Origin of the sequence: Peribacillus huizhouensis, from assembly GCF_014138605.1 — a bacterium.
Classification (GTDB): Bacteria; Bacillota; Bacilli; order Bacillales; family DSM-1321; genus Peribacillus; species Peribacillus huizhouensis.
Map to the genome: position 1 here is coordinate 1 of NZ_JACJHX010000009.1, position 24,286 is coordinate 24,286.

Sequence of the window (24,286 nt, forward strand, 5' to 3'; positions counted from 1 at the left end):
GGTTGGTTATCAAGCAGTGTATGAGCTCCTAGACCACCCGCGATTAAAGCACCTGTTAATAGCATTGGTATCAAGTTCATGCTTGATAACCTCCTCGTGTTGTTTGTATTGTTATCATAACCTCTCGAGTTTAAAGAAAAAGAAGAAGAACCTTAAAATTCCCTTAGAAAAGTAAACGAATATCAAGTTTGCGTTTTTTGACTTTGATCTAGTAGGTGAAACTAATAAAAACCCCCATTCAATTAATTGAATGGGGGTTTTAGCTTGCGTTCATAATGTTTTGAATGTACGATAATATCTAAAATCATACATTAAAAAACCTTATTCAACTAACCTTTCAGTTTAGTTGAACAAGGATTAGTAAAAATTAAGCTAAAATCAATAATAAATTTAAAAAAGTAGGACAGGATTTAGCAATTCTTAACTTTATATTTGAGTTATTAGGAGAATTGCTCGGTGGAAGTAGCACTGGTTTGGATACAAAAAAATTGACGATAACATTGAACTGTTAAAACAACAAGGTTGGTTTAAAAAGATATATGAAGATGAGAAATATCACAGATTGTTTTTTACAAATAAACACGTTAGAGGTTATTTACAAAGCACTATTCGTGTAAAAAAATTATTCGTAATAGTGAAGCTCAAAGAAAGTTATTGCTCTTACTTGATAAACAAATAAAACCATAGTTTAATTGCCATTTTTAAGCTAACTGGTACGCCCCTTCAGTAACGAAGGACCGTTTTTTCTTATTGTACAAACGGGTAGCTTAAGTGAAAGAAGAATTTGCATAAAACACCCCTTTTTTATGAAGCTACCAGTCTTCTTCAGAAGCCGAAAATGTTGATTCATCAACCATGTATAAAATCATGTATAGACCATAAAAATGGACAATTCGGAACCTCTTGGTACTCAAGGGGTTCTATGTTTCGGAAGTTCCGAAAATTGACTTTATGTTAACTAGATTTGTATAGAGCATACTCTTAGAATTACATTAATAATCTATCTCTTACGGGTTCTAGCTTTTTAAATTTTTTATTATAAGATTGTCTTTTCAATAAGTCTTCAACTAAATGAATAGCGTCATTTTTTCTATTAGCCTTTACATAACTTTCAATAATCGTGACGTATTGATCATCGTATGGGAATTTCTCTTCCTTAGTTAGTTCAAAGGATTTATCAAAGTAATATGTGGCTTTTTCATAATCATTCAGATATAGATAAGTGCCTCCATTTCCAAAGTAAAGCTCTGCGCGTTGAAGATTATTTAGAGTGGTTAATCTTAAACCTTCTTCTCTAATTTGAAGTGCTTTTTCATACTCTTTTCTCTCTTCGGCATTAAAGGCTTCCGAATGGAAATGCTTAAATTTTGTTAATTTTTTCTTTGGCCTATTTAATTGAATGATGAACAAAATTGCAATTAAAAGTGTGATTATTGAAAGAAAATCACCATAATCTAAATTAGCAAGATTGTATTGCTTTATTCGATAAATCAAATGAAAAATATCGAAAATGAGAAGAAAAAATAATATATAGAGGATAAATTTTCTCAAACAATGACCTACTTTCTAATACAGAATAATTCCATTATATATTACGTAACCATTTATAGAGTATCTAGTATTTTATTCAAGTTCTCATGATTTTTCCTATAAGGGTGATTATGTAAACTCATCTTAAAATAAAAGGAGTTTTTTAATCTAGCTTATTAAGCTACGGGCAGGTTAGTGCAAGAAGGCATTAGACCGATATAATAGGCTAACAATACTAATAGGGGTCGAATGATATGGAAACTTTTATTTTGTTTTATAAAATACATCATAGTAATGTTAAACCAATTGATTATATTAATTGGGCTTTGAAGATGTTGGAAAGTGATTGTTCATCTTTTTCTTTGAATATCCTTTCTTCTCTAGGAGAACCTCTCAATATCTTTGAGGTGGAACATTATTTTAGAAAGGCTTTAAATGAGTTAGATATACAGGAACCATCATATAAAGAGTGTGCAGAATTTTACATTCAGTATTTATCAAAAAAGATAATAAAAGATGAAAATAATGCCATTGATATAGCTTATCAAATTTATGTCGTAGCTCGTGACCTAGATTATCCCGAAGATCTAGAAGAATGGTGCAATATTAGCGAAATGATAGATGATTTTAGATATGGAGATAATCAATCAAAATTAAGTAAGGTCTCCTTAATTGTAACTATCGTTAAAGAAGCAAAGAATCATTTAAGAAGACACAGTAAGTGAAGGTTCTTCTTTCACAACGGGTGCTTCAACAACGTGACCACCAAATTGGTGGTCTTTTGAATGTACGAAAATAACGAAAATCATACATTCAAAGAAGATCGGGTTTTCAATGTACTGAAATAAAAAAGAGCTTCCAACCCAAGATGGAAGCCTTCTTGCAATGTCCCCTTCGTTTTACTTCATCCAAAAAACTTTGATAGAAACCCTTTCTTCTCTTTCTTTTGACTGCTCAGTTGAGCCTGACAACATAACGATTCTCAAATTGGATCACCTTATGAAGGTGGCGGTACGGAGGTGAATTTGCGAAGCCCCCGCCCCTTTACACAGAAAAGTCCTAATATTGCCACCGACTTTTAATCATTTAATACGCGGCTATGAAATCAACAATACTAATTTCTGACTAAAATATAGATTATTGAATATATTCTTATACTTGATTCGTGCTAATATGACCTCATCATTTCAATTGTATAGTTCGCCTTTCAATTCGAATTTTTGGACATCCGAGGTACTATGTATAGCAAGAGTTGGTTTATTTAAAGATATAACTTTTTAAGAATTGTGAAAGTACTTTTTATTCTTGTCCCATTCTAAGGAAGTAAATAATTTAGCATTTATTAACCATAAAAAATGGTCGAACTATTTATGTCCTTTCGGATGAACAGTTCGACCATTTATTCTTTTTGATTATCCTCCAATTCTTTAAGGATTTCTGCATTGTGCTCTCTATAATTTTTGCACGCATCCTTGAAACAAGAAATCTTTACCCCTTTAGGAAGCTCATCTTTATATTTTTCATAACAATAGCATTTATCCATGAATGACAACCTTTCTGTACAGCCTCTAGTTGCATACGATGGCGAGCCATATTTTTTATAGAATTAGAACATTAATAAAATTCTACTGTGAATTATTATCCCAACTTTTAATAAAAAGGATGTTATATAATATCTTCTGTGACATAATTTATTTTCCAGCCATTTTTCTGGTGCACAACTTCAACTGACAGCTGCCCCGCTCTTTCATTTTTGCCAACGGAAAAAAACTCATATACGAAAATACCATTATCAGAATTAATCTCATGCTCTTTCAATTTCAGGTAATCTTTAGAACGAATGAAGTCGAATTTCAAATATTCCCCATTATCAAATATAATACCAGTTGGCTCGATACGAACATCTTCTGCCACTCTTTTCTTCAACTCGACTAAATCCTTCGTTTCGATTGCTTTCATAAAATGAAAAACATTTTCATTAATACTAGAAGCAGTTTGTTGATTCTTTTCAAGCATTGATAGATTTTCCTCTAATTCCGCTATTTTATCTTTTAATTGTAAGTTTTCATCTATGATCTTCATTTCCTGAAGATTTGCATCTTCCGTGCTGCTGACAGAAAAATAACTGCAGGAACTTAACAATATGATCGTGCTACATAAACCAACCAATATCGTATTTCTTGACACGAACATTCACCCCTACAATAATTTTGTATCTCTATATTATTAAACGTATTCAAGACCAAAAAAGTTTCAAATTTTTAATAAATTTTATTATTTCCCCTAAATTTCGTTCACTTTTACAAAAATTTGCTGGAATTGATGATTAATAACAAAGATTTGGAGATAAATTCACAGTTTAACTGAAAACATTTCTCCACGACTGTAATACATGGTATACTTTTATAGATATTGTCATTGGAGGTATGTAAGTAAATGATTACTGTTAATAATGTCGGCTTGCGCTATGGTGACCGTAAGTTATTTGATGAAGTTAATATAAAGTTCAACCCGGGCAACTGTTACGGTCTGATTGGGGCAAACGGAGCTGGAAAATCTACATTTCTAAAAATCCTTTCTGGTGAAATAGAAGCTCAAACAGGCGACGTTCACATGGGTCCAGGTGAACGCCTTGCTATTTTGAAACAAAACCATTTTGAATTTGAAGAACATGAAGTACTTAAAGTAGTAATTATGGGGCATGAAAAATTGTACCAAGTGATGCAAGAAAAAGATGCCATCTACATGAAAGAAAATTTCACAGACGAAGACGGCATGAAAGCAGCTGAACTCGAAGGCGAATTCGCTGATATGAATGGATGGGAAGCAGAATCTGAAGCGGCTATCCTTCTTAAAGGTCTAGGAATTGGTGAAGATCTTCACACAAAGAAAATGGCCGAATTATCAGGTGGAGATAAAGTAAAAGTATTACTTGCTCAAGCCCTATTCGGTAAACCCGATGTTCTTCTTCTAGATGAGCCTACCAACCACCTTGACTTAAAAGCAATTAAATGGTTAGAAGAATTCTTAATCAATTTTGAAAACACGGTCATTGTTGTTTCACATGATCGTTACTTCCTAAATAAAGTTTGTACTCATATCGCTGATCTTGATTTTGGCAAAATCAAAGTATACGTTGGTAACTATGATTTCTGGTATGAATCAAGTCAACTTGCACTTAAAATGGCTCAAGATGCAAACAAGAAAAAAGAAGAAAAAATTAAAGAATTACAAGCATTCGTTGCAAGATTTAGTGCTAATGCTTCGAAATCAAGCCAAGCAACTTCTCGTAAAAAATTGCTTGATAAAATTACTTTAGATGATATTCAGCCGTCATCCCGTCGTTATCCATATGTCGCGTTCACGCCGGAAAGAGAAATCGGCAATGATTTATTACGTGTGGAAGGCATCTCGAAAACAATTGACGGTGTTAAAGTACTAGATAATGTGAGCTTCATCATGAACAAAGATGATAAAATTGCTTTAGTTGGTAAAGACGAAATTGCTAAAACAACTCTGTTTAAAATTTTAGCAGGCGAAATGGAACCAGATAGTGGTTCATTCAAATGGGGAGTTACTACTTCTCAAGCCTATTTCCCGAAAGACAACGCTGAATATTTTGAAGGTATTGATACTACATTAGTCGATTGGTTACGTCAATACTCACCAAACGATCAAACAGAAAACTTCCTACGTGGTTTCTTAGGAAGAATGCTATTCTCTGGTGAAGAGGTATTAAAGAAACCTAGTGTTCTTTCTGGTGGAGAAAAGGTGCGCTGCATGTTATCAAAAATGATGTTAAGTGGTTCAAATGTCCTTATGCTTGATGAACCAACATCCCACCTTGACTTAGAATCAATCACTGCTTTGAATAATGGTCTTATTAACTTTAAAGGTTCATTGATTTTTGCATCACACGATCATCAATTTACTCAAACGATTGCTAACCGTATTATTGAAATTACTCCAAATGGAACGGTAGATAAACAAGTAACTTATGATGAATATCTTGAAAATAGTGAACTTCAAAAACAAATTGCAGCGATGTATTAAGTAGTTTCATCCGAGGGTGACTCAATATGAGTCACCTTTTCTTTATATGCTTAAAGCTTAGAACCCTATATTCTTAATTTAATCTATTCTTGATATAATCATGGCACACTATATTCTGACGAGGTAATTGTTAAAATGTGGAAATTTCTTCTCTATTATCCCCTTTAATTCTTCAATTATTCTACCGAGGTTTATGTTAGAGCTGTTTAGGCATAATGGAATTAAGGAGTGATGATTCATGAACGTATACGAAACTAAAGAATTTTTTGAAGAAGCTGGCCTTTTGTTTTTGTTTGAAAAATTCCAATATCAGTTTTATGTCACAAACTTACTCGGTAAATCAAACCCAGAAATATTACAGAGTTTTTTAAATTGCTATGAATTCAAAGAAAATGAACCAATTTTTTTTGACGAATTTGCTTTTCATTTTAGAATTTTTCAAAATATCTCCGTTAATAATAATTGGATTCATTGATAAAACGATATACTTTTGATATAAAATCCATCATACTAAACCCATGAAATAGTACTTTATTTGAATGGTGTGTTTACGTATGAATAAACGAATTAAAAAGCTGAAAAAAAGACGATTTGTAAAAATAAAGGAATTCATCGGAGAGTTAATCGGAGAAGGGATATTTTATTTACTTATTCAAATGATAAGTTTACCTTTCCGCGCTTTCTGGTGGGTATTAACAAAGATATTTGACCAATTTGATTGGAATTGATTCTTTAAAAGCAAATTTAAAGATTAAGACCCCGTAACTAAATAATTTGTATAGAATACGAGGTCTACTTGAAAATTCTCCTCATTTCGAGATCAATATACCGGATACCCCCCGTATGGATACTGGTAGGGATATGGATATGGATATGGATATGGACTAGGTCTAACACCATATCCGCCAAAGCTTCCACCTAATAACGCTCCTGCCGCAAGTCCTCCGAGCAAACCACCAGCTAACCCACTGCCAAAACCGCCAAAGCCAAAACCACCGAATCCGCCGGGTATTCCCCCAAATCCTGAACGACCACCATATATGGGACCTCTTAGATCATAACCATGAACATAATAAGGAAATTCTTGATTATTCATTATAATCCTCCTCGTTTTTTTCTTGATACCTATTCCTATTAGGTGTATGTTTCATCAAATTATTTGCATAGGCATTCATCTTTGGTTTTAAAATAACGGTACAAATCTGCTTATTTTGTGAAAAGAGGTAGCTTCGCACCTCATGGCTATGAAGATGGTTGATTTTTTCCTTTAAAATACAAAGAGCCTGACCGCGAAACTCTAAAAACAGTAACAAAACACTATTTACTGTTTTTAGAGTTTGAGATCAGACCCTTTTAACATTCTATTAAGCCATTATTTTTCTTTTGTGTCTTTACTTACTGCCATTGTTAAGTTTGATTCAACGAGTTCAGTTTCTGCATGATTTCGGTCTATATAAGTATTTCTTTTACCAGCGAAACTTTCGAGTAAATCTTTCACATCAATTCCAGATGAAGCCTTAAGTGATTCCTGTAAAGTTGACATAAGGTTAGTTGCATAGCTAGTTACTTTGTTGGCGCCGCTGTTAGGGCCATTACTGCCTGTGTCTACTACCGTAATCTTATCAATATTGCCTAATGGAGCTGCCACTTGTTTTGCATATTCAGGTAACATTTTCAGAATCATGTCCATAACAGCCGCTTGACCGAATTGTTCGAATGCTTCGGCGATTTTTTGTTTTGCCTCTGCTTCTGCCACCCCTTTTAATCGAATAATTTCAGCTTCAGTCGTTCCTTGGGCTTTCTGTGCTTCCGCTTTTGCCAGTCCATCAACTCTAATTTTTTCTGCTTCTGCTTTCGCCATTGCTTCAACACGGTATTTATTCGCATCTGTCTCAGCTATATCTTTCATTTTATTTGCTGAAGCGGCTTGCTCAACTGCATAGCGATCTGCATCTGCTTTTTTCTTTACTTCTGAATCATATTGCTTTTCACGACGCAGAATCTCTTTCTCCTCTAGTTCTATTAACTTTTGTCGTTCAATGATTTTAATTTGCATTTCCTGTTCCGTTACTTCTTGTTTCGAACGAGCCGTCTCCAAATCGTATGCTTGGTCAGCTCGGGCTTTGGCAATATCTTGTTCTCTGCGGAATTCTGCAATTTTCAATTTATTAATTTTTTCTGCTTCAGCAATTTCTGTTGCACGTTCTAGTTCTGCTTGCTGTGCTTCTTTCGATGCTTCAGCACGCTTAATTCTTGTTTCTTTATCTGCTTCAGCTGTAGCAATATCAGCATCACGTTTTACTTGAGCAATACGTGGTTTTCCAAGAGAGTCCAGATAGCCGTTTTTATCACGAACGTCTTTAATCGTGAATGATACAATCACCAATCCCATTTTTGCAAGATCCTGTGAAGCAACCCGCTGAACTTCTTGTGAAAATTTTTCACGATTTTTATAAATTTCTTCTACTGTCATTGAACCAAGGATGGATCGCAAATGTCCTTCAAGCACTTCACGCGCCTCTTGTTCGCGGTCTTCCTTCGCTTTTCCTAAGAACTGTTCGGCAGCAGTGGCAATCTCATTGATAGTGCTGCCAATCTTTATGATGGAAACACCATCTGCCATTACTGGAACACCTTGCTCTGTGTAAACTTCTGGTGTGGAAACTTCTAATTTACTAGATAACAAGCTTAGCGGTTCTGCTTGTTGAAAAACAGGGAGTACGAATGCACCGCCGCCACGGACGATTTTAATTTTATTGCCCGATTCATCTGTGTGTACATTTCTACTTCCTAAATAACTTCCTGTAATAATTAAAGCCTCATCAGGCCCAGCAGTTCGGTATTTCGTAATAAAGACCCCAATAAGTGCTAATAATAAAACAACAACTACACCAATAATCCATAAATAATCAAGCATTCTAAGTATCCTCCTATTTAATTTCTAACTGTTGTTGTGACATAACATGTAATACGCCATTTTTCGCTTCAATCACTAATACAATCGATGCTTCTGAAATTGCTTTATTATCAAAGCTGACTGCCGGCTTAGCAATTGAGCCGCTCGCGCCTTCTATCAGTACTTCTCCATAACCATCGACTGGAATGGATGTTAGCACTTTTCCAGTTCTCCCCTTCAAATCCGATTCAGAAATGACTAATGATTCTTCTGCAGAAGACAATGGTATTAGAATGAAAATATTCAACATACTGACAATCAGGAACGCAATGAAGCCAGATATTACTGCAGATAAACCACTATGCAAAGTGGTTACCTTTTCAAAAAGATAACCTGAAGCACCGAAAACGGTGAGAAATGCGAGGATTAATACCGGATTTAAGTAATCGGGAGCTTCCATACCGGAAAGGATATCATTGAATAAAATTAATAATATGGTCAATGTACCAGAAATAATTAAGGTATATAAGTAGATCGTTTCAAGTGATAATCCAAATAACTCCATTGTCCTCATCCCTTTTATCTCGATTTTTAATTCTGGCTATACCTTTCATTTACATAGAAAATAAACACTCCTTTCTTATTTTTTTGTTGCTTACCTACTATACGGATTTGTTTTGCTTTGGTTTCGTTTTTTTGAAAATATTTGAATTCATGTTTGTATTCACTCTTTCGATAAGTTGTTAGTAATTAATAGATTGACAGTTACCATTTTTATGATTAAAATCATATTGTAAACCTGATTATTTTTTAAGTTAACAAAGGAGTGGAAGTCTTGCGCACAAATAGTCAAACTCGGTTAATAAATTTAATTATTATTGCTTTATTCTCTGCAATCATTGGAATTTTCTCACAAGTTATGATTCCAATTCCCCCTGTTCCGTTTACAGGGCAAACATTAGCTGTTGGCTTAGCAGCAACAATATTAGGAGCAAAAAGAGGAACTTATTCTGTACTTCTTTACTTATTACTCGGAGCAGTTGGCATACCTGTGTTTGCAGAAATGACAAGTGGTATCTCACGAATAGTTGGGCCAACTGGCGGCTATTTAATTGGTTTTATTCCAGCGGCTTTTTTCGTTGGCTTTTATCTTGAAAAAACGAAATTCACTGTGTTTCACGCAATAATTGCAAACATCATTTCTATGTTCTTTCCATTACTCATTGGTACAGCCTGGCTTAAAGTCGCAGCATCGTTGTCATGGACAGCTGCATTTGTTGGAGGTTTTTTCCCTTTCATCCTTGTCGGTATTGCCAAAGCCATCCTGGCTGGCTGGTTAGGAATTCTACTTCGTTCCAGATTAGAGTCAGCCAAAGTACTTCCTAAGAGCACTACAGCTTGATTATCAATAAACAAAAAAAGGAACAGCGCCGCTGCTCCTTTTTGTTTATTTTTTATTCTTATATTCTTTTTTTGTACCATCATCAAAATGAACGTCTAATTCAAAATCCTGATATTTTTCATCAAGGTTAAACACTTGAAGTACTTCTTTAATGACTTCATTATCTGATGTATCTTTTGTAAAAGTTAGTTGATCAAATTTAGTGTTTAATTGGACCATCGCGTCGTCACCATAAATATTCTTCCCATTGATTTCATCTTCAATAGACGCTTCCATATCACCTAATGTGTCAAAATCAACACTAAACTCTTTATCGTTCGCATACTCCACATTAAGTTCAAATTCCTTAAATTTAGCTTTAGAAGCTAATTCTGTGTCCTGAATTTGACCCTGATCTACATTAGATTGTCCACTGGTTTGTCCGCCCTTTTCTTCCGCAGGGGGATTATCAACCACGTTTTTGTTTCCACAAGCAGCCAGCATAAATAAGGCTGCAAATGATACAAATAATACTTGTAATGACTTTTTCACAAAATCGGACCTCCTTATCCTTATTAGTTTATATATTTCCCTTTTAAAGAAATTTAAACCTTGTAAAAGAAATCTTCTAACTAAAATCACCAAGTTATTTATATCGTTGATTATTGTGTTAAATTCAATATCTCCCTAGTTGAAAATCAATATGGTTGACTCGTTACAAAATCTGAATTGGAAGTATATACAGTAATACAGCAAAAAAATGTGCAGCAGATCCGCCTAATACAAATAAATGCCATACTGCGTGATGGAATGGAAACCCCCGCCACACGTAGAATACGGCTCCGACTGTGTAAAGTAAACCACCTATCAGTAATAAATGGACACCCGTTGCAGGCAAAGTTGCTGAAATGGGTCCCCAAGCGATGACAATCATCCATCCCATTGCGATATACAAAAGGGTCGAGAGAAATAGAAATTTTTTCACAAAGAATGCTTTAAAAACAGTCCCTACTATAGCTACTGCCCAGACGATACTAAGAAGAGTCCAACCAAGCGTACCATGGACAGCAATAAGCATAATCGGCGTATATGTTCCTGCAATGAAAAAATAGATTGCTGAGTGATCGAAAATCTCAAAAACATCTTTCGCTTTTCCTTCTGGAAAACTATGTACCAAAGTTGAAGCTATAAACAAGGTGAGCATCGAAATACCATAAATTGTAGCAGCTGTCACATGCCAGGCATTTCCTTGCTGTGCTGAAAAAATGATTAAAAATACTAAAGCGGCAATACTAAGCAATACACCAATACCGTGTGTAATTGCATTGGCAACTTCTTCTTTCTTTGTATAAACATGAGTATTAGCCATTCATTCAGCTCCAATTTCCTGGTCATTATTCCCTATTATTAGAAATAACGACCTTTTTTTATTCGCTCCACCTATTATACTCCACTTCATTGTAGAATAAAAAAAAAAGGAGTGAAGGCATGTCTATCTCCTTCATCCTTTTTTTCATAAGTTTAAATAGCAAAATGATGCCCACCGATTATTTTCGTCACTTTTAGCGTTCTCATCCATTTACTGTCTGAGATGCTCGGATTATAAAAATATAATTGATCATACGTATAACCCTGAATCGCGAGTGCTTCATTAACAGCTTTTTTCGAATCTTCGTCAGCAGGTTGACGGATACTACCGTCATCTACCGGTGAAAACTGGTTGTTCTGATAAATGACTTTAGAAATCGTATCCGGAAAAGCATCATCATGAACCCTGTTCAAAACAACAGCAGCTACTGCAACCTTACCTTCATATGGCTCACCCTTCGCTTCCGCATGAACTAATCTGCTTAACAACTCTTTATCACGATCACTTATAATAGTAGGTATGATAAATGTTTCGCCGGGAATAACGACATTATTGTCATTATCATTAACTTCTTTTAACTTTTCAATTGGCACACCATACTGCTTTGCGATGTCCCAAATCGTTTCGCCTTGTTTAGCAATATGTTGTTTCTCTGCAGCATATACCACAGATGTATTGACAGGTAATTTATACCCAATTGAAATTAAACTAAAAGTGATGATACATATCACGATACTTAAAAGTTTCATCCTGTAACCTCCTTGTTAAGCACTTCACAAGGATAACAAGTATTCAAGCCTTTTTCAGTGTTCAATTTTTGCCAAGGAAATCAAGGTAAAAAATAGATATTCCATGGATTGCTTAATTAAATTGCCGCTACAGTGTACCATATCAGTGTTTATACGAACATTATCTTTACCTTACATAATTTAGCCATTGAATAACATGGAAGCAGTGCATGAACTTACATTAGAATTAATTTCACTTTATGGTATTTATTATAAAATAAACGAATACATTTTTCGCCTTACTCAATTAGATGAATTTTATTCAAGCTGTTTTATTACAAGTTCATTCATTCTATTTTAGGGAATTTCTATAATTATGTTTTATTGACCTTTAACTCAGGATAGAAAATCTCTTTCTTAAAAGTAAATTCATGTTTATCATATATAAAGGCTGTTTTCACATACTTTGTTGCTTTTCAATCATTTTTACACTAATAACCCGGGTTGATTTCCGTTGCAGGTACTCGCTTTCCGCGGGCGGTCTCAGAAGCCTCCTCAGTGCTTTGCACTTGCGGGGTCTCCCTCAACACGCTTTTCCCGCAGGAGTCTCGCACCTGTAACGAAGATCAACATCTGTTCGAATTGGTTTCTTGCTAAAAACAACATTCTTTACGAAAAGAGCCGATATAAAAGATGACCCATGAAGTGTTAAACTGAACACCATCGGTCATCTTTTAAAATTTGTTATACCGTTTTCTTTTTCCAAAGTCCAAGAATAATTCCAGTGACTAACGAGCCGATTAAGATAGCTAATATATAGAATAATGGGTGATTGACAAGAGGAATAACAAAAATTCCACCATGTGGAGCTGGCAAAGTTACCTTAAATAACATCGATAATCCCCCAGCTGTTGCTGCACCTATTACGCTACTTATAATCACACGTATCGGATCAGCTGCTGCAAATGGAATGGCTCCCTCTGTAATGAAGGATGCTCCCATGAAAATATTCGTAAACCCTGATTTCTTTTCTGTATCAGAAAATTTATGTTTAAACAGGATTGTAGCAAGGGCAATTCCGAGCGGAGGAACCATACCACCTGCCATAACTGCTGCGTGTGGACCAAAGCTTTGCGCTTCAATTGCCGCTATTCCAAATGTAAAGGCAGCTTTATTAATAGGACCGCCCATATCAATTGCCATCATTCCACCTAGCAATATACCAAGTAAGACTGCATTCGTACCTGACAAGCTTTGTAGCCAATTCGTAAGACCGCTGTTAATTGCTGAAACTGGCCCGTTTATAACAAACATCATAATAAGTCCAGTAATTAATATACCAAACACAGGATAAAGTAATACAGGTTTAATCCCTTCCAATGTTACTGGGAGAGTATTAAATAATTTTTTCAAGCCTAACACGACATAACCAGCAAGGAACCCGGCAATCAAACCACCTAAAAATCCAGCACCTGCTTCTGCTGCTAAGTAACCACCGACAATACCAGGTGCAAATCCAGGTCGATCAGCAATACTGCTCGCGATGAAACCCGCAAGTATTGGCACTAGAAAGAAGAAGGCTCCTCCTCCACCAATATCACTTAAAGCCTTTGCAATCGGATTATAGCTTGGATCAGCAGGGTCATTTGCATGAATACCAAACATAAAGGATAGGGCAATCAGAATACCACCGCCAACTACGAACGGAAGCATGTTGCTGACACCACTCATTAAATGTTTATAAATTCCATTCCCCACTTTTTCTTTGCTTTCCGTCTTACTATTATCACCTTGATAAACAGGTGCGTCGCCATTTATTGCTCGCGTTATCAATTCGTCCGGTTTGCGTACTCCTTGTGCAACAGGTACAATTACTACTTTTTTACCCGCGAATCGATTCATTTCAACTTGTTTATCCGCTGCAACAATAATCGCATCCGCCTCTTCAATTTCTGCGGCTGTTAAGCCATTTTTAATCCCTGTAGAACCATTCGTTTCAACTTTGATATCAACACCCATTTCTTTCGCTTTTGCTTTAAGTGCATCGGCAGCCATATATGTGTGTGCAATACCAGTTGGACAAGCGGTAACGGCCAAGATTTTTTTATTTCCTGCAGAAGAAACCGGTTCATTTTTTTCTGCTTCTTCAGCCTCTGCGTTTTCTTGTTCTTTTTTGTCGATCAATGAAATGATCTCAGCTTCTGATGTAGCAGCTAGTAATTGGTCACGAAAGCTAGCATCCATTAATAAAGAAGACAATCTTGATAAGGTTTCCAAATGAGCATTGTTCGCTCCTTCACTTGCAGCTATCATAAAGAGTAAATGCGCCGGCATACCATCAAGTGATTCATAATCCACGCCTTGTGATGAGCGAGCAAACGCAATGCTCGGTGTTTTGACCGCTGCTGTTTTTGCATGAGGAATAGCTATTCCTTCCCCAATCCCCGTTGTACTTTGTTCTTCACGAGCTATTATGGCTTTTTTATATGCTACTTTATCATTCAAACGTTCAGCACTTGATAATTTTTCAATTAATTCATCAATGGCATCTAACTTCGTTGTTGCTTTTAAATCAATAATTACTGTCTCTTTTTTTAGTAAATCGGTGATTTTCATCCATTTATCCCCCTGTAATCTCACTAACTTCAATCTGTGGTACTAAACGTTCGATATCGGCTTTTTGACAAAGGTCAGCTGAAAACGCAGTCGCACTTCCTGAAGCAATACTAAATTTAAATGCTTCAAGTAGATTCCCTGTTTTTTTATACGTCCCTACAAAGCCTGCTACTAGCGAGTCACCCGCTCCAACTGAATTCACTACGGTTCCTTTTGGAACATTTGCTGTATAGATTTTGTCAGATGTGCATAAGACTGCACCATCACCTGCCATGGAAACAATCACATTTTGCGCACCTAATGCTACAAGCTTCTTACCGTATGTAGCAGCATCCTTGAGCGTATAAATCTCCGTATCAAAAATCTCTCCCAGTTCATGATGGTTCGGTTTAATAAATAACGGTTTATATTTCAGCACATTCAATAATGAAGGTCCGCTTGTATCCACAATTACGTCTATCCCTTTATGTTCACATTCCATTGAAACCGTTTCATAAAAGTCGACAGGCATATTGGGAGCTACATTACCCGCTAAGATAATCGTATCCCCCTTTTTTAATTGTTTGATTTTCTCCAAAATTTGTTCATATTTAAGACTAGAAATATTCGGTCCCAAGCCATTGATCTCTGTCTCACTATCACTTTTCAATTTAACATTGATCCTTGTATCCTCTGCAACCTCAATGAAGTCCGTCTGAATTTGTTCATCCTTTAAAAAGTCACGAATGAATGAACCGGTAAATCCCCCCAAAAAACCAAGAGCAATTGAATCCACATTGATTCTTTTTAGAACACGAGAAACATTTATTCCTTTACCTCCAGGAAATTTTGAATCTTGCTTTGTTCGATTTAATTGATTTAATTTGAACTGATCAACTTCCACTATATAATCGATGGAAGGATTAAGTGTTACTGTATATATCATGGAGTCACAACCTTTACATTTGAATGTTTTTGTAATGAAAGTACCGCTTCTTCATCATTTACATCAGTTATGATCGTAGCCTCTTCAATGGCTGCAACTTTAGCAAATGTTGTTTCATAAAGTTTAGAACTATCTGCAAGAACATAAGATTTATTCGATAATTGAATCGCTCTCATTTTTAACAGAGCTTCATCAGGATCCGGTGTAGTCAATCCATAATCGGGATGAATCCCATTCATTCCTAAAAAACATTTATCAAACCGATAATCAGATAGAAACTGAACTGCTTGACTTCCCACAATTGCATTCGTTGCTACTTTCAATTTTCCTCCGACTAGAAATGTTTTTATATCAGCCTCCATTAACAATGGAATATGCATAAGTCCATTTGTGAGAACAGTCACGTTCTTTTCCTTAATAAAAGGGATCATTTCAAATACAGTCGTTCCGGCATCAAGATAAACACAGTCATCGTTGTCAATATAAGAAGCAGCTAATCTGCCAATTTGCTGTTTTTCTAAATGATTCGCATACCTTTTTTCATTTAATGAAGGTTCTATTCCTTTTTGCTTTAATAAAGCTGCGCCACCATGTACTCGTTTTAACGCTTTCATTTCTTCTAATTGAACTAAATCACGTCTAATCGTTGATTCAGAAGCTTGGAGCTGCTCAACAAGGTCTTGAAGCTTAATTGTCCCTTGCTCTTTCAGCAAAGCTAAAATCAATTGATGCCTCTCAGTTGTTAACATAGTAATTACCTCCCTTGTTATAGTTGTATAATAAATGATTTTTCGTAAAAATTCAATCAAAATCATTCAAAATCATTCATATTATTATATTTATTTTCAAAATCATTCATTTTCATGGAAGATTACCGTAAGATTTTTAAAAAATCAAAGGCTGTTTTCACATACTTTGTTGCTTTTCAATCATTTTTACACTAATAATCCGGGTTGATTTCCGTTGCAGGTCCTCGCTTTCCGCGGGCGGTCTCAGAAGCCTCCTCAGTGCTTTGCACTTGCGGGGTCTCCCTCAACACGCTTTTCCCGCAGGAGTCTCGCACCTGTAACTAAGATCAACATCTGTTCGAATTGGTTTCTTGCTAAAAACAACATTCTTTACGAAAAGAGCCAAATCAAAAAAAATCCCCGATCAGATAAAAATCTGATCGGGGATTTTTGCATCAACCTTGTAGTAATAGTTGTTCTGGATCTTCAAGTAATTCCTTAACAGTTACCAAGAATCCTACAGCTTCTTTTCCATCGACGATGCGGTGATCATAAGAAAGTGCTAAATACATCATTGGTCTGTTTTCAAAATTATCATTATCAATCGCTACAGGTCTTACTTGGATTTTGTGCATTCCAAGAATTCCGACTTGTGGTGCATTAAGAATTGGAGTAGACAGCAATGATCCAAATGTTCCGCCGTTTGTAATTGTGAACGTTCCACCTGAAAGATCTGAAAGCGCTAATTTATTGTTTCTTGCTTTAACAGCGAGATCGCTAATTGATTGTTCGATTTCAGCAAAACTTTTTCGATCTGCATCACGTACGACCGGTACAACTAAGCCTTCATCAGTCGATACAGCAACACCAATGTCATAGAATTTTTTCTTAAGAATTTCGTTCCCATTAATTTCTGCATTAAGTAAAGGATATTTCTTAAGAGCGCCAATTACTGCCTTTGTAAAGAATGACATGAAACCAAGCTTCACATCGTTTTGTTTTACGAATGCATCTTTATGACGTTTCCGTAAATCCATAACAGCTGTCATGTCAACTTCGTTAAAAGTTGTCAACATGGCTGCTTCGTGCTGTACTTCTACTAAACGTTTCGCAATCGTTTGACGACGACGAGACATTTTCACGACTTCTACTCGATCATCACTTTCTGTTTGCGTTATTGTTGCAGGTTTTGCTGGTACCGGCTCTTGGACACTTTTTTGTACCGGTGCATTCGCAGCTACTACATCTTGGATTCTTACTCGGCCAAGAGGATCAACAGCTGGGACTTGAGATAAATCAATCCCTTTTTCACGTGCAAGTTTGCGTGCTGCAGGTGAAGCAATCGTTCTTTGACTACCATTCTCAACTTGAGTAGTAGGTTCAGATTTAACTTCTTCTGCCTTTACTTCCTCTACAACAGGTGCTTCTGCTTTAGGTTTAGCCACTTCACCTGCTCCGCCTTCATTAACTACAGCAATAGCTTGTCCGACTTGAACGGTATCCCCTTCTGCTGCTAGTAATTCTGATAATGTACCATCATAATCGGAGATGATTTCAACATTTACTTTATCTGTTTCAAGTTCTAATAAATACTCTCCCTTTTCAACCGTTTCCCCTGGTTGTTTTAACCATTGTGCAATCGTTCCTTCTGAAATTGATTCTGCTAGTTCAGGCACTTTTACTTCAGCCATTTTAATTCTCCCCCTCGTTAGTACGCGTAATTGATTCAGTCATAATACGGTTCTGTTCTTGCTTGTGAACAAGTGGATCCCCTTCTGATGGACTTGATCTCCGTTTTCTGCCAATGTAAGTGATGGAAACTCCATCTGGAGCTGATGCATATAAGCGTGGCTCAACAAACGTCCATGCTCCCATATTCTTTGGTTCTTCTTGAAGCCATACAATTTCTTTTAAATTTGGATATTTTGCGAAAGCTTCCTTTACTTTCTTTAATGGGAATGGGTAAATTTCTTCAAGGCTGATGACTTGGAGCCAATCAGTATCTGATTCATTTGCAATCTTTTCACGTATCTCTACTGCTATTTTACCTGTACAAAGAATAATTCTCTCAATTGCACTCGGATTTTGACCTAAAGTAGCCGTTTCTATAAATGACTGGAATTCTCCATCCGTGAATTCAGCTAAAGAAGATGCCATCACTTGATTACGCAACATACTTTTTGGAGCCATAATCACTAACGGGCGAACTTGTTCCATTTCAAGAATTTTCGCTTGTCTTCTTAATAAATGGAAATATTGAGCTGCAGAACTTAAATTAGCGACTGTCCAGTTATTTTCCCCTGCCAGTTGAAGATAACGTTCTAGACGCGCGCTAGAATGTTCCGGACCTTGCCCTTCATACCCATGTGGTAATAGCATGACGAGTCCAGATTTCTGTCCCCATTTAGCACGACCTGCAGCAATAAACTGGTCGAAGATTACTTGTGCCGTATTAGCAAAATCACCGAACTGCGCTTCCCAAAGTACAAGCGTTTCAGGTGCAAAAACATTATATCCGTATTCAAACGCAAGTACTGCGGTTTCTGTCAAAGGGCTATTGTGAACAGCAAAAGATGCTTTAGCAGTCTCTAATGTATGAAGCGGTGAGTATGTTTTGCCATCTTCACTGTCATGTAATACAATGTTTCTTTGGGCAAATGTTCCTCGTTCAGAGTCTTGCCCAGTTAATCGAATCGGTGTTCCATCTGAAAGTATTGAAGCAAATGCTAATGTTTCAGCATGGGCCCAATCAATTTTCCCATCTTCTCCCAAAGAATCCAGACGACGAGAAAGAATACGACCTAACTTCTTATTGATCTGGAACCCTTCTGGCCATTTAACAAGACTCTCATTCATTCGAATTATATCTTCTGCTGCTACAGTAGTATCCAGTTTTGGAAATCCTTTTTCGATAGTCTGTGGCGGATCAAGTTCACATACAGCTTCTGGTTTGTTGCCAGAAATTCTGTCATAAGCTTTTTTCAATTTCTCTTCAACTTGCTCTGTTAGTGCATCCAGTTCTTCTTTATTGATTGCACTCGCTTCAAGCAATTTTTTTCCGTATAATTCTTTAACAGTTGGATGTTTTTGAATTAAACCGTACATTTCCGGTTGGGTAACTAACGGTTCATCCATTTCGTTATGACCAAACCTTCTATAGCCGATTAAATCTATCAAGAAATCTTTCTTGAACTTTTCACGATATTGAATTGCAAGCGTAACAGCTGCAAGGCATGCTTCTGGGTCATCTGCGTTCACATGTACAATCGGTACTTCAAAGCCTTTTGCCGGATCACTTGCATATTTAGTAGAACGAGAGTCTTCGCTTTCAGTCGTAAATCCAATCATATTGTTTGCGATAATATGAATCGTACCACCTGTTTGGTACCCTTTTAAACGACTTAAATTAAGCGTTTCAGGAACAATGCCTTCCCCTGGAAATGCCGCATCACCATGTATAAGAATCGCCATTGAGCGAGAGATATCTTGTTTTGGGAAGCCAGCTTCTGTCCGATCTTCTTGTGCTGCTCGAGAATATCCTTCAACGACCGGACCTACCACCTCTAAATGAGACGGGTTATTAGCTAGTGTAATTCTTGCTTTTTGAGTATTTCCATTTGTGATGAGTGTATCTAATCCTAGATGATATTTAACGTCACCTGTCCAACCATAATTAATGCCTATTGACCCTTCAGAAGGAACTAAATCCTTATTAGGGCTATGCTGGAATTCAGAGAAAATGATTTCATACGGTTTACCAAGTACATGTGCTAATACATTCAAACGTCCACGGTGCGCCATGGCAATATTTACATTAGATGTGCCATTTTGTACAGTTTGAGATATTAAATGATCAAGAACCGGGACAAGCATATCTAGCCCTTCAATTGAAAAGCGCTTTTGCCCAACATACGTACGGTGAAGAAATTTCTCAAATCCTTCAACTTCCGCTAATCTTTTATATAAAATGGCTTTTCTCTCATTTGTAACCTCAGGAAAAATACTTCCTGATTCCACTGCATCAATAAGCCATTGTCTTTCTTCCAAATCATTCACTTGTGAAAATTCAAAAGCAATTGTTTTTGTATATAACTCCTTTAAATAACGAAATGCTTCATAACCATCTTTAATGGATTCAGGTGATTCAGGACAAATAAAGTCAGCTGGAATTTTACGCAAATCGTCAGCTGTTAAACCATATTTCTCCAAATGGAGAAGTTCGTTATCTAACCCTTTGTTTAACGGATTAATATTCGCTGCTAAATGACCATATGAACGAATATTTTCTGTTAGTTTAACAGCAGATGTGATTTTCTTCATTGACAGTACATCCACTGTCGAAACCATAGCCGTATGATTTTCTACGACTGTTGTTTGACCTGCCACATTATTTACTGTAGGTGGTCCGGAAATTTCAAAAAAGTTTTTTAGCTCTTGATCGACTAAATCCGGATCTTGTTGAAATAGGTCGTATTGCTCCAAGACGTACCCAAGGTTTGGACCAGAAAAAGCTTTCCATGGGTCATATGCCTTAGCTTCCTTGATGGTCATTTTTTTTAACCCCCAAATTTAACTAATAATTTTTATTTCGTTTTACCCATCCCCGCTGATATTAGCTAACTTTTTAATAAGAACCTCTAAAAAAAAGTTATATTTTTATACTATTATCAATATTTAAAGGATAAAACGTTTTCAATAATTATACTACCATGTTTTTAACAAATATCCAAAGGTTAAACGTAGAAAAATAGAGGAAAAAACACAATCATCCTGACTTAATACAATAATATATGACTAACATCTTAAAATACCTCCATAATTCAGCTTTTTTCTGCCTATTTCTTTTTTAACACTCTAGTAATTTATGTAATAGGATTAAGTTTACTAAGTTTTTATAAACGTAGAAATTTGGCTATACCATACATCGAATATTTAACTTTTCTATTAATCCCGAAATTATTATACATAATAATCGGATTACTTTCATATATTTAAAGTTTTTAACAATAATTTTTTGAATAGACTTTCATAATGAAGCAGATTGTCCTTAAGGGTTAAATCACATACTAAATTGACAGTTAATTCTGATATATAACTACACTTGACTGTATATTTTGTAAGCATTTACTTTTGAATCTGTTTAGATAAATAGATTATCTATTTACACACTGTCTCAATCCCCTTTTTATTCTGCTATTTACAGATAATAAGACCCTAGGAATGTTTCTAAAAAATGAAGATAGGTGGGGGATAAGGCCCCCACTGATTTCACTTATCGAAATTGAACTTTTCCATTGTTTTCCGTTAACATTTCAAACTCGAAACCTTGATTTTTTAACCCGCTAATGATATCGGGTAATGCTTTAACAGTGTTTTTCATATCATCTATATCATGCAGTAAAATTACAGCTTGCTTATGCTTCTTAGCCCCTTTTAAAACGGATTGAGTGATTGTCTGTTGACTAATCATCGGACTAATGCCGTCCTTTGAGTCTACATTCCAGTCAAAATACGTATAGCCCCTTTTTTCAAGTTCTGAAATAATATCTGTACGAATTGATTTTTTATCATATCTTTGGATAAGCATGTTATTTGAACCACCTGGAAAGCGAATCAATTTTGTATTTATGGAATATTGATGATCTAGCAGCGATTCTAACTTTCCCATATCTTTAAAAAAATCCTCTTTCGATCTGTAAATCACTCGATAATCATGGGTATTCGAATGCAGGGCAATTGTATGACCGCGTTTAATCATTTCTTCATAAGCATGTTTCGCATAGCTTTGTCGATTTGCCATAACAAAAAAGGTAGCCTTAGTATGGTACTTGTCTAATATATCGAGAATTGGAATTGTATTTTGTGACGGTCCGTCATCAAAGGTTAAATAAGCAACCTTTCGTTCTGCGAATTCTGATGTGTTGGTTAGTGGGGCTAATTCATCAGGAATGGGGATTGCATAAATAGTTATTCCAATTGTGAATGAATACATTGTGATAATTAGAAAGCTAAGAAGTACTCTCATCTTATGTCCAACCTTTCTTTTTTTATCCCGGTTTAACAGGATGTAATCCCCCTCAATTTACGTTTATCGAAAAAATAGGGGGATATACAGCCTGTTAATCCCTGATCGGTTTAAATTAACAATCTATGGTGGGAAGCTCCCAACTGATTGAAGTTTCACTTTATTATTAAGTTGCTCGTCCTAAGATTTTTTATGTTAAGAATCATGTAATAGACGTAAACAAAGGTTGAGTTTTTACCTTCAGAAAAAAAGAAGGTGTCCCAAAAGTAAATGGAAAAAACCCACAACAGCTAAACAGTATAGAGTACGTGTTGAGACACTGCATACTGATTTAGAGTGTGAGGTTAGACCTTTATGGGATACCTTTTTTAGTTATTCCTCTGGATGCTGCGCAGCATATAATTGTTCTTCTAACTCAATGGTATATTGCTGTTTTTCCGTTTCTGTCCATTGAAAGATATCACTCATATAGTTTATCACTCCATCTTGCCAAGCTTTTGCTCCATCAATATTAAACAAGATCAAACCTGACCGTCTCATAAAAAAGTCAACAGGGGTTACAGTTCTTTCAAAATGAATCGCATAAACGAGCATGCCATAAATGTCTAATGGAAGTTGATATTTCATAGCTTCACTTTGTTTTCCATTAATAAGTGCAAAAACATCAGATGCATTAGAACCATACATTTTTGCAATTGCCAAGGCTTGATTAGAGTCTAGTCCAACTGCTTCTCCCTTTACTTTTTGAGATTTAACATATGCATGAAAGTTTTTCGATCCGCCCACTTCACCACCAGAGATTCGGATATCCTTAGTTTGGCATTTGTCAAATTTAATTCCGTAATCTATCTCGAAGCTTTTCGCAACTTTATCAAGTACTTGTTGGGACATTTTACGATATCCAGTTAATTTACCACCTGCGATTGTAACTAATCCTGAGTCAGAGACCCAAATTTCATCTTTCCTAGAAATTTCTGATGGATCCTTTCCATCTTCATAAATAAGTGGACGAACACCAGCCCAACTGGATTCAACAATATCATAGCTAATAGTCACATCTGGAAACATGAATTTAATCGTTTCGAGAAGATAGTCACGATCTGCTATTGTCATTTTAGGATGAATTGGATCGTTTTCATAAAAAGTGTCGGTTGTCCCTATATATGCTTTGCCCGCACGTGGAATAGCAAAGATCATTCTCCCATCCGGTGCATCAAAGTAAACAGCTTGCTTCAAAGGAAAATTAGATTGGTCAATTACAATATGTACGCCCTTAGTTAATTGTAGTGTTTTACCTTGTTTTGAACGATCTTTTTGTAAAAGCGTCTCCACCCATGGACCTGAAGCATTAATGACTTTCTTCGCTTTTATAGTAAACGTTTGCTTAGTCAACATATTTTCCACGACCGCTCCTATCACTTTGCCAGTTTCATTAATAAAATCAACTACTTTCACATAATTTAGTAATTCAGCACCTAGCTCTGATGCCCTCTTTACCACTTCGATCGTTAATCGTGCATCATCTGTCCGGTATTCTACATAATAACCTCCTCCCACTAAGCCTTTTCGTTTTAGTAGAGGTTCTTTCATTATTGTTTCTGTTACTGATAGCATTGTTCTTCGCTCATTTGTTTTTACTCCAGCTAAAAAATCATAAAACCGCAAACCAATTGAAGTTGAAAATTTGCCATATGTACCTCCTGAGTAAATAGGCAAAAGCATCCATTCTGGTATTGTTACGTGCGGCCCATTTTCATACACTACCGCACGTTCCTTTCCTACTTCAGCAACTACACCAACTTCGAACTGTTTTAAATAACGAAGACCACCATGAACAAGTTTTGTGGAGCGGCTTGAGGTACCTGCTGCGAAATCTTGCATTTCCACTAATACTGTTTTCATCCCTCGAGTAGTTGCATCAAGTGCGATGCCTGAACCTGTAATCCCCCCACCGATCACTAATAAATCAAATTCTTGTTCTTGGATTTTTTGTATTCTCTCATTTCTATCCAAGCTTGAAAATTTCATCGCTTTT

General features: G+C 36.0%; 20 protein-coding genes. 5 read left to right on the top strand and 15 right to left on the bottom strand.

The features are described 5' to 3' along the window. Positions 1-987: 987 nt before the first annotated feature. Entirely contained in the window at positions 988-1,551 is a 564-nt protein-coding gene (locus tag HNP81_RS14165; protein WP_182503086.1) for a hypothetical protein, read from the bottom strand. A gap of 233 nt (positions 1,552-1,784) precedes the next feature. Here HNP81_RS14165 and HNP81_RS14170 point away from each other — a divergent pair, with 233 nt between their 5' ends. Next, the gene (locus HNP81_RS14170; protein ID WP_182503087.1) at positions 1,785-2,255 is read left to right on the top strand and encodes a hypothetical protein; all 471 of its coding nucleotides are present in this window, start codon (positions 1,785-1,787) and stop codon (positions 2,253-2,255) included. A 940-nt stretch (positions 2,256-3,195) separates the two neighbouring features. Here HNP81_RS14170 and HNP81_RS14175 read toward each other — a convergent pair. Continuing rightward, positions 3,196-3,717, bottom strand: a complete 522-nt coding sequence (locus tag HNP81_RS14175) for a hypothetical protein (protein WP_028391413.1) — start codon at positions 3,715-3,717, stop codon at positions 3,196-3,198. Positions 3,718-3,966: 249 nt separating this feature from the next. Here HNP81_RS14175 and HNP81_RS14180 point away from each other — a divergent pair, with 249 nt between their 5' ends. From HNP81_RS14180 to HNP81_RS14190, 3 genes are all read left to right on the top strand, one after another. After that, positions 3,967-5,583 carry an ABC-F family ATP-binding cassette domain-containing protein gene (locus tag HNP81_RS14180; protein WP_028391414.1) on the top strand — a complete coding sequence of 539 codons (1,617 nt, stop codon included), beginning with the start codon at positions 3,967-3,969 and terminating at the stop codon, positions 5,581-5,583. A gap of 238 nt (positions 5,584-5,821) precedes the next feature. Further along, the gene (locus tag HNP81_RS14185; RefSeq protein ID WP_028391415.1) at positions 5,822-6,058 is read left to right on the top strand and encodes a hypothetical protein; all 237 of its coding nucleotides are present in this window, start codon (positions 5,822-5,824) and stop codon (positions 6,056-6,058) included. Between the two features lie 79 nt (positions 6,059-6,137). Next, complete coding sequence (locus tag HNP81_RS14190; RefSeq protein ID WP_154664002.1) at positions 6,138-6,311, top strand: hypothetical protein; 174 nt, start codon at positions 6,138-6,140, stop codon at positions 6,309-6,311. A gap of 92 nt (positions 6,312-6,403) precedes the next feature. On the opposite strand, the gene HNP81_RS14195 is transcribed toward HNP81_RS14190, so the two are convergent. The 3 genes from HNP81_RS14195 to HNP81_RS14205 form a co-directional block, all read right to left on the bottom strand. After that, positions 6,404-6,679, bottom strand: coding sequence for a hypothetical protein (locus tag HNP81_RS14195; RefSeq protein WP_220478590.1), 276 nt, complete (start codon positions 6,677-6,679; stop codon positions 6,404-6,406). Between the two features lie 276 nt (positions 6,680-6,955). After that, positions 6,956-8,500, bottom strand: a complete 1,545-nt coding sequence (gene floT, locus HNP81_RS14200) for a flotillin lipid rafts scaffold protein FloT (RefSeq protein WP_028391417.1) — start codon at positions 8,498-8,500, stop codon at positions 6,956-6,958. Positions 8,501-8,513: 13 nt separating this feature from the next. Next, entirely contained in the window at positions 8,514-9,044 is a 531-nt protein-coding gene (locus HNP81_RS14205; protein ID WP_028391418.1) for an NfeD family membrane protein, read from the bottom strand. Positions 9,045-9,314: 270 nt separating this feature from the next. Here HNP81_RS14205 and HNP81_RS14210 point away from each other — a divergent pair, with 270 nt between their 5' ends. Further along, the gene (locus HNP81_RS14210; RefSeq protein WP_028391419.1) at positions 9,315-9,881 is read left to right on the top strand and encodes a biotin transporter BioY; all 567 of its coding nucleotides are present in this window, start codon (positions 9,315-9,317) and stop codon (positions 9,879-9,881) included. A 45-nt stretch (positions 9,882-9,926) separates the two neighbouring features. On the opposite strand, the gene HNP81_RS14215 is transcribed toward HNP81_RS14210, so the two are convergent. From HNP81_RS14215 to HNP81_RS14260, 10 genes are all read right to left on the bottom strand, one after another. After that, positions 9,927-10,412, bottom strand: coding sequence for a YusW family protein (locus HNP81_RS14215; protein ID WP_182503088.1), 486 nt, complete (start codon positions 10,410-10,412; stop codon positions 9,927-9,929). Positions 10,413-10,575: 163 nt separating this feature from the next. Then, positions 10,576-11,229, bottom strand: coding sequence for a PAQR family membrane homeostasis protein TrhA (gene trhA, locus HNP81_RS14220; RefSeq protein ID WP_028391420.1), 654 nt, complete (start codon positions 11,227-11,229; stop codon positions 10,576-10,578). A gap of 152 nt (positions 11,230-11,381) precedes the next feature. Continuing rightward, positions 11,382-11,978 carry a cell wall hydrolase gene (locus HNP81_RS14225; RefSeq protein WP_028391421.1) on the bottom strand — a complete coding sequence of 199 codons (597 nt, stop codon included), beginning with the start codon at positions 11,976-11,978 and terminating at the stop codon, positions 11,382-11,384. Positions 11,979-12,701: 723 nt separating this feature from the next. After that, positions 12,702-14,573 carry a PTS fructose transporter subunit IIABC gene (locus HNP81_RS14230; protein WP_182503089.1) on the bottom strand — a complete coding sequence of 624 codons (1,872 nt, stop codon included), beginning with the start codon at positions 14,571-14,573 and terminating at the stop codon, positions 12,702-12,704. 4 nt (positions 14,574-14,577) lie between these two features. Next, a complete protein-coding gene (pfkB, locus tag HNP81_RS14235) occupies positions 14,578-15,498 on the bottom strand; it encodes a 1-phosphofructokinase (RefSeq protein WP_182503090.1) in 921 nt (306 codons plus the stop codon). Beyond that, on the bottom strand, positions 15,495-16,247 hold the full coding sequence (locus HNP81_RS14240) for a DeoR/GlpR family DNA-binding transcription regulator (protein ID WP_182503091.1): 753 nt from the start codon (positions 16,245-16,247) through the stop codon (positions 15,495-15,497). Before HNP81_RS14240 ends, pfkB begins: the two co-directional genes overlap by 4 nt. A 434-nt stretch (positions 16,248-16,681) precedes the next feature. Continuing rightward, on the bottom strand, positions 16,682-17,917 hold the full coding sequence (gene odhB / locus HNP81_RS14245) for a 2-oxoglutarate dehydrogenase complex dihydrolipoyllysine-residue succinyltransferase (RefSeq protein ID WP_182503092.1): 1,236 nt from the start codon (positions 17,915-17,917) through the stop codon (positions 16,682-16,684). A gap of 1 nt (position 17,918) precedes the next feature. Next, positions 17,919-20,777 carry a 2-oxoglutarate dehydrogenase E1 component gene (locus HNP81_RS14250; RefSeq protein ID WP_182503093.1) on the bottom strand — a complete coding sequence of 953 codons (2,859 nt, stop codon included), beginning with the start codon at positions 20,775-20,777 and terminating at the stop codon, positions 17,919-17,921. 721 nt (positions 20,778-21,498) lie between these two features. Beyond that, on the bottom strand, positions 21,499-22,251 hold the full coding sequence (locus HNP81_RS14255; protein WP_182503094.1) for a polysaccharide deacetylase family protein: 753 nt from the start codon (positions 22,249-22,251) through the stop codon (positions 21,499-21,501). Between the two features lie 372 nt (positions 22,252-22,623). Further along, positions 22,624-24,279, bottom strand: coding sequence for a glycerol-3-phosphate dehydrogenase/oxidase (locus HNP81_RS14260; RefSeq protein WP_182503095.1), 1,656 nt, complete (start codon positions 24,277-24,279; stop codon positions 22,624-22,626). Between the last annotated feature and the right edge of the window lie 7 nt (positions 24,280-24,286).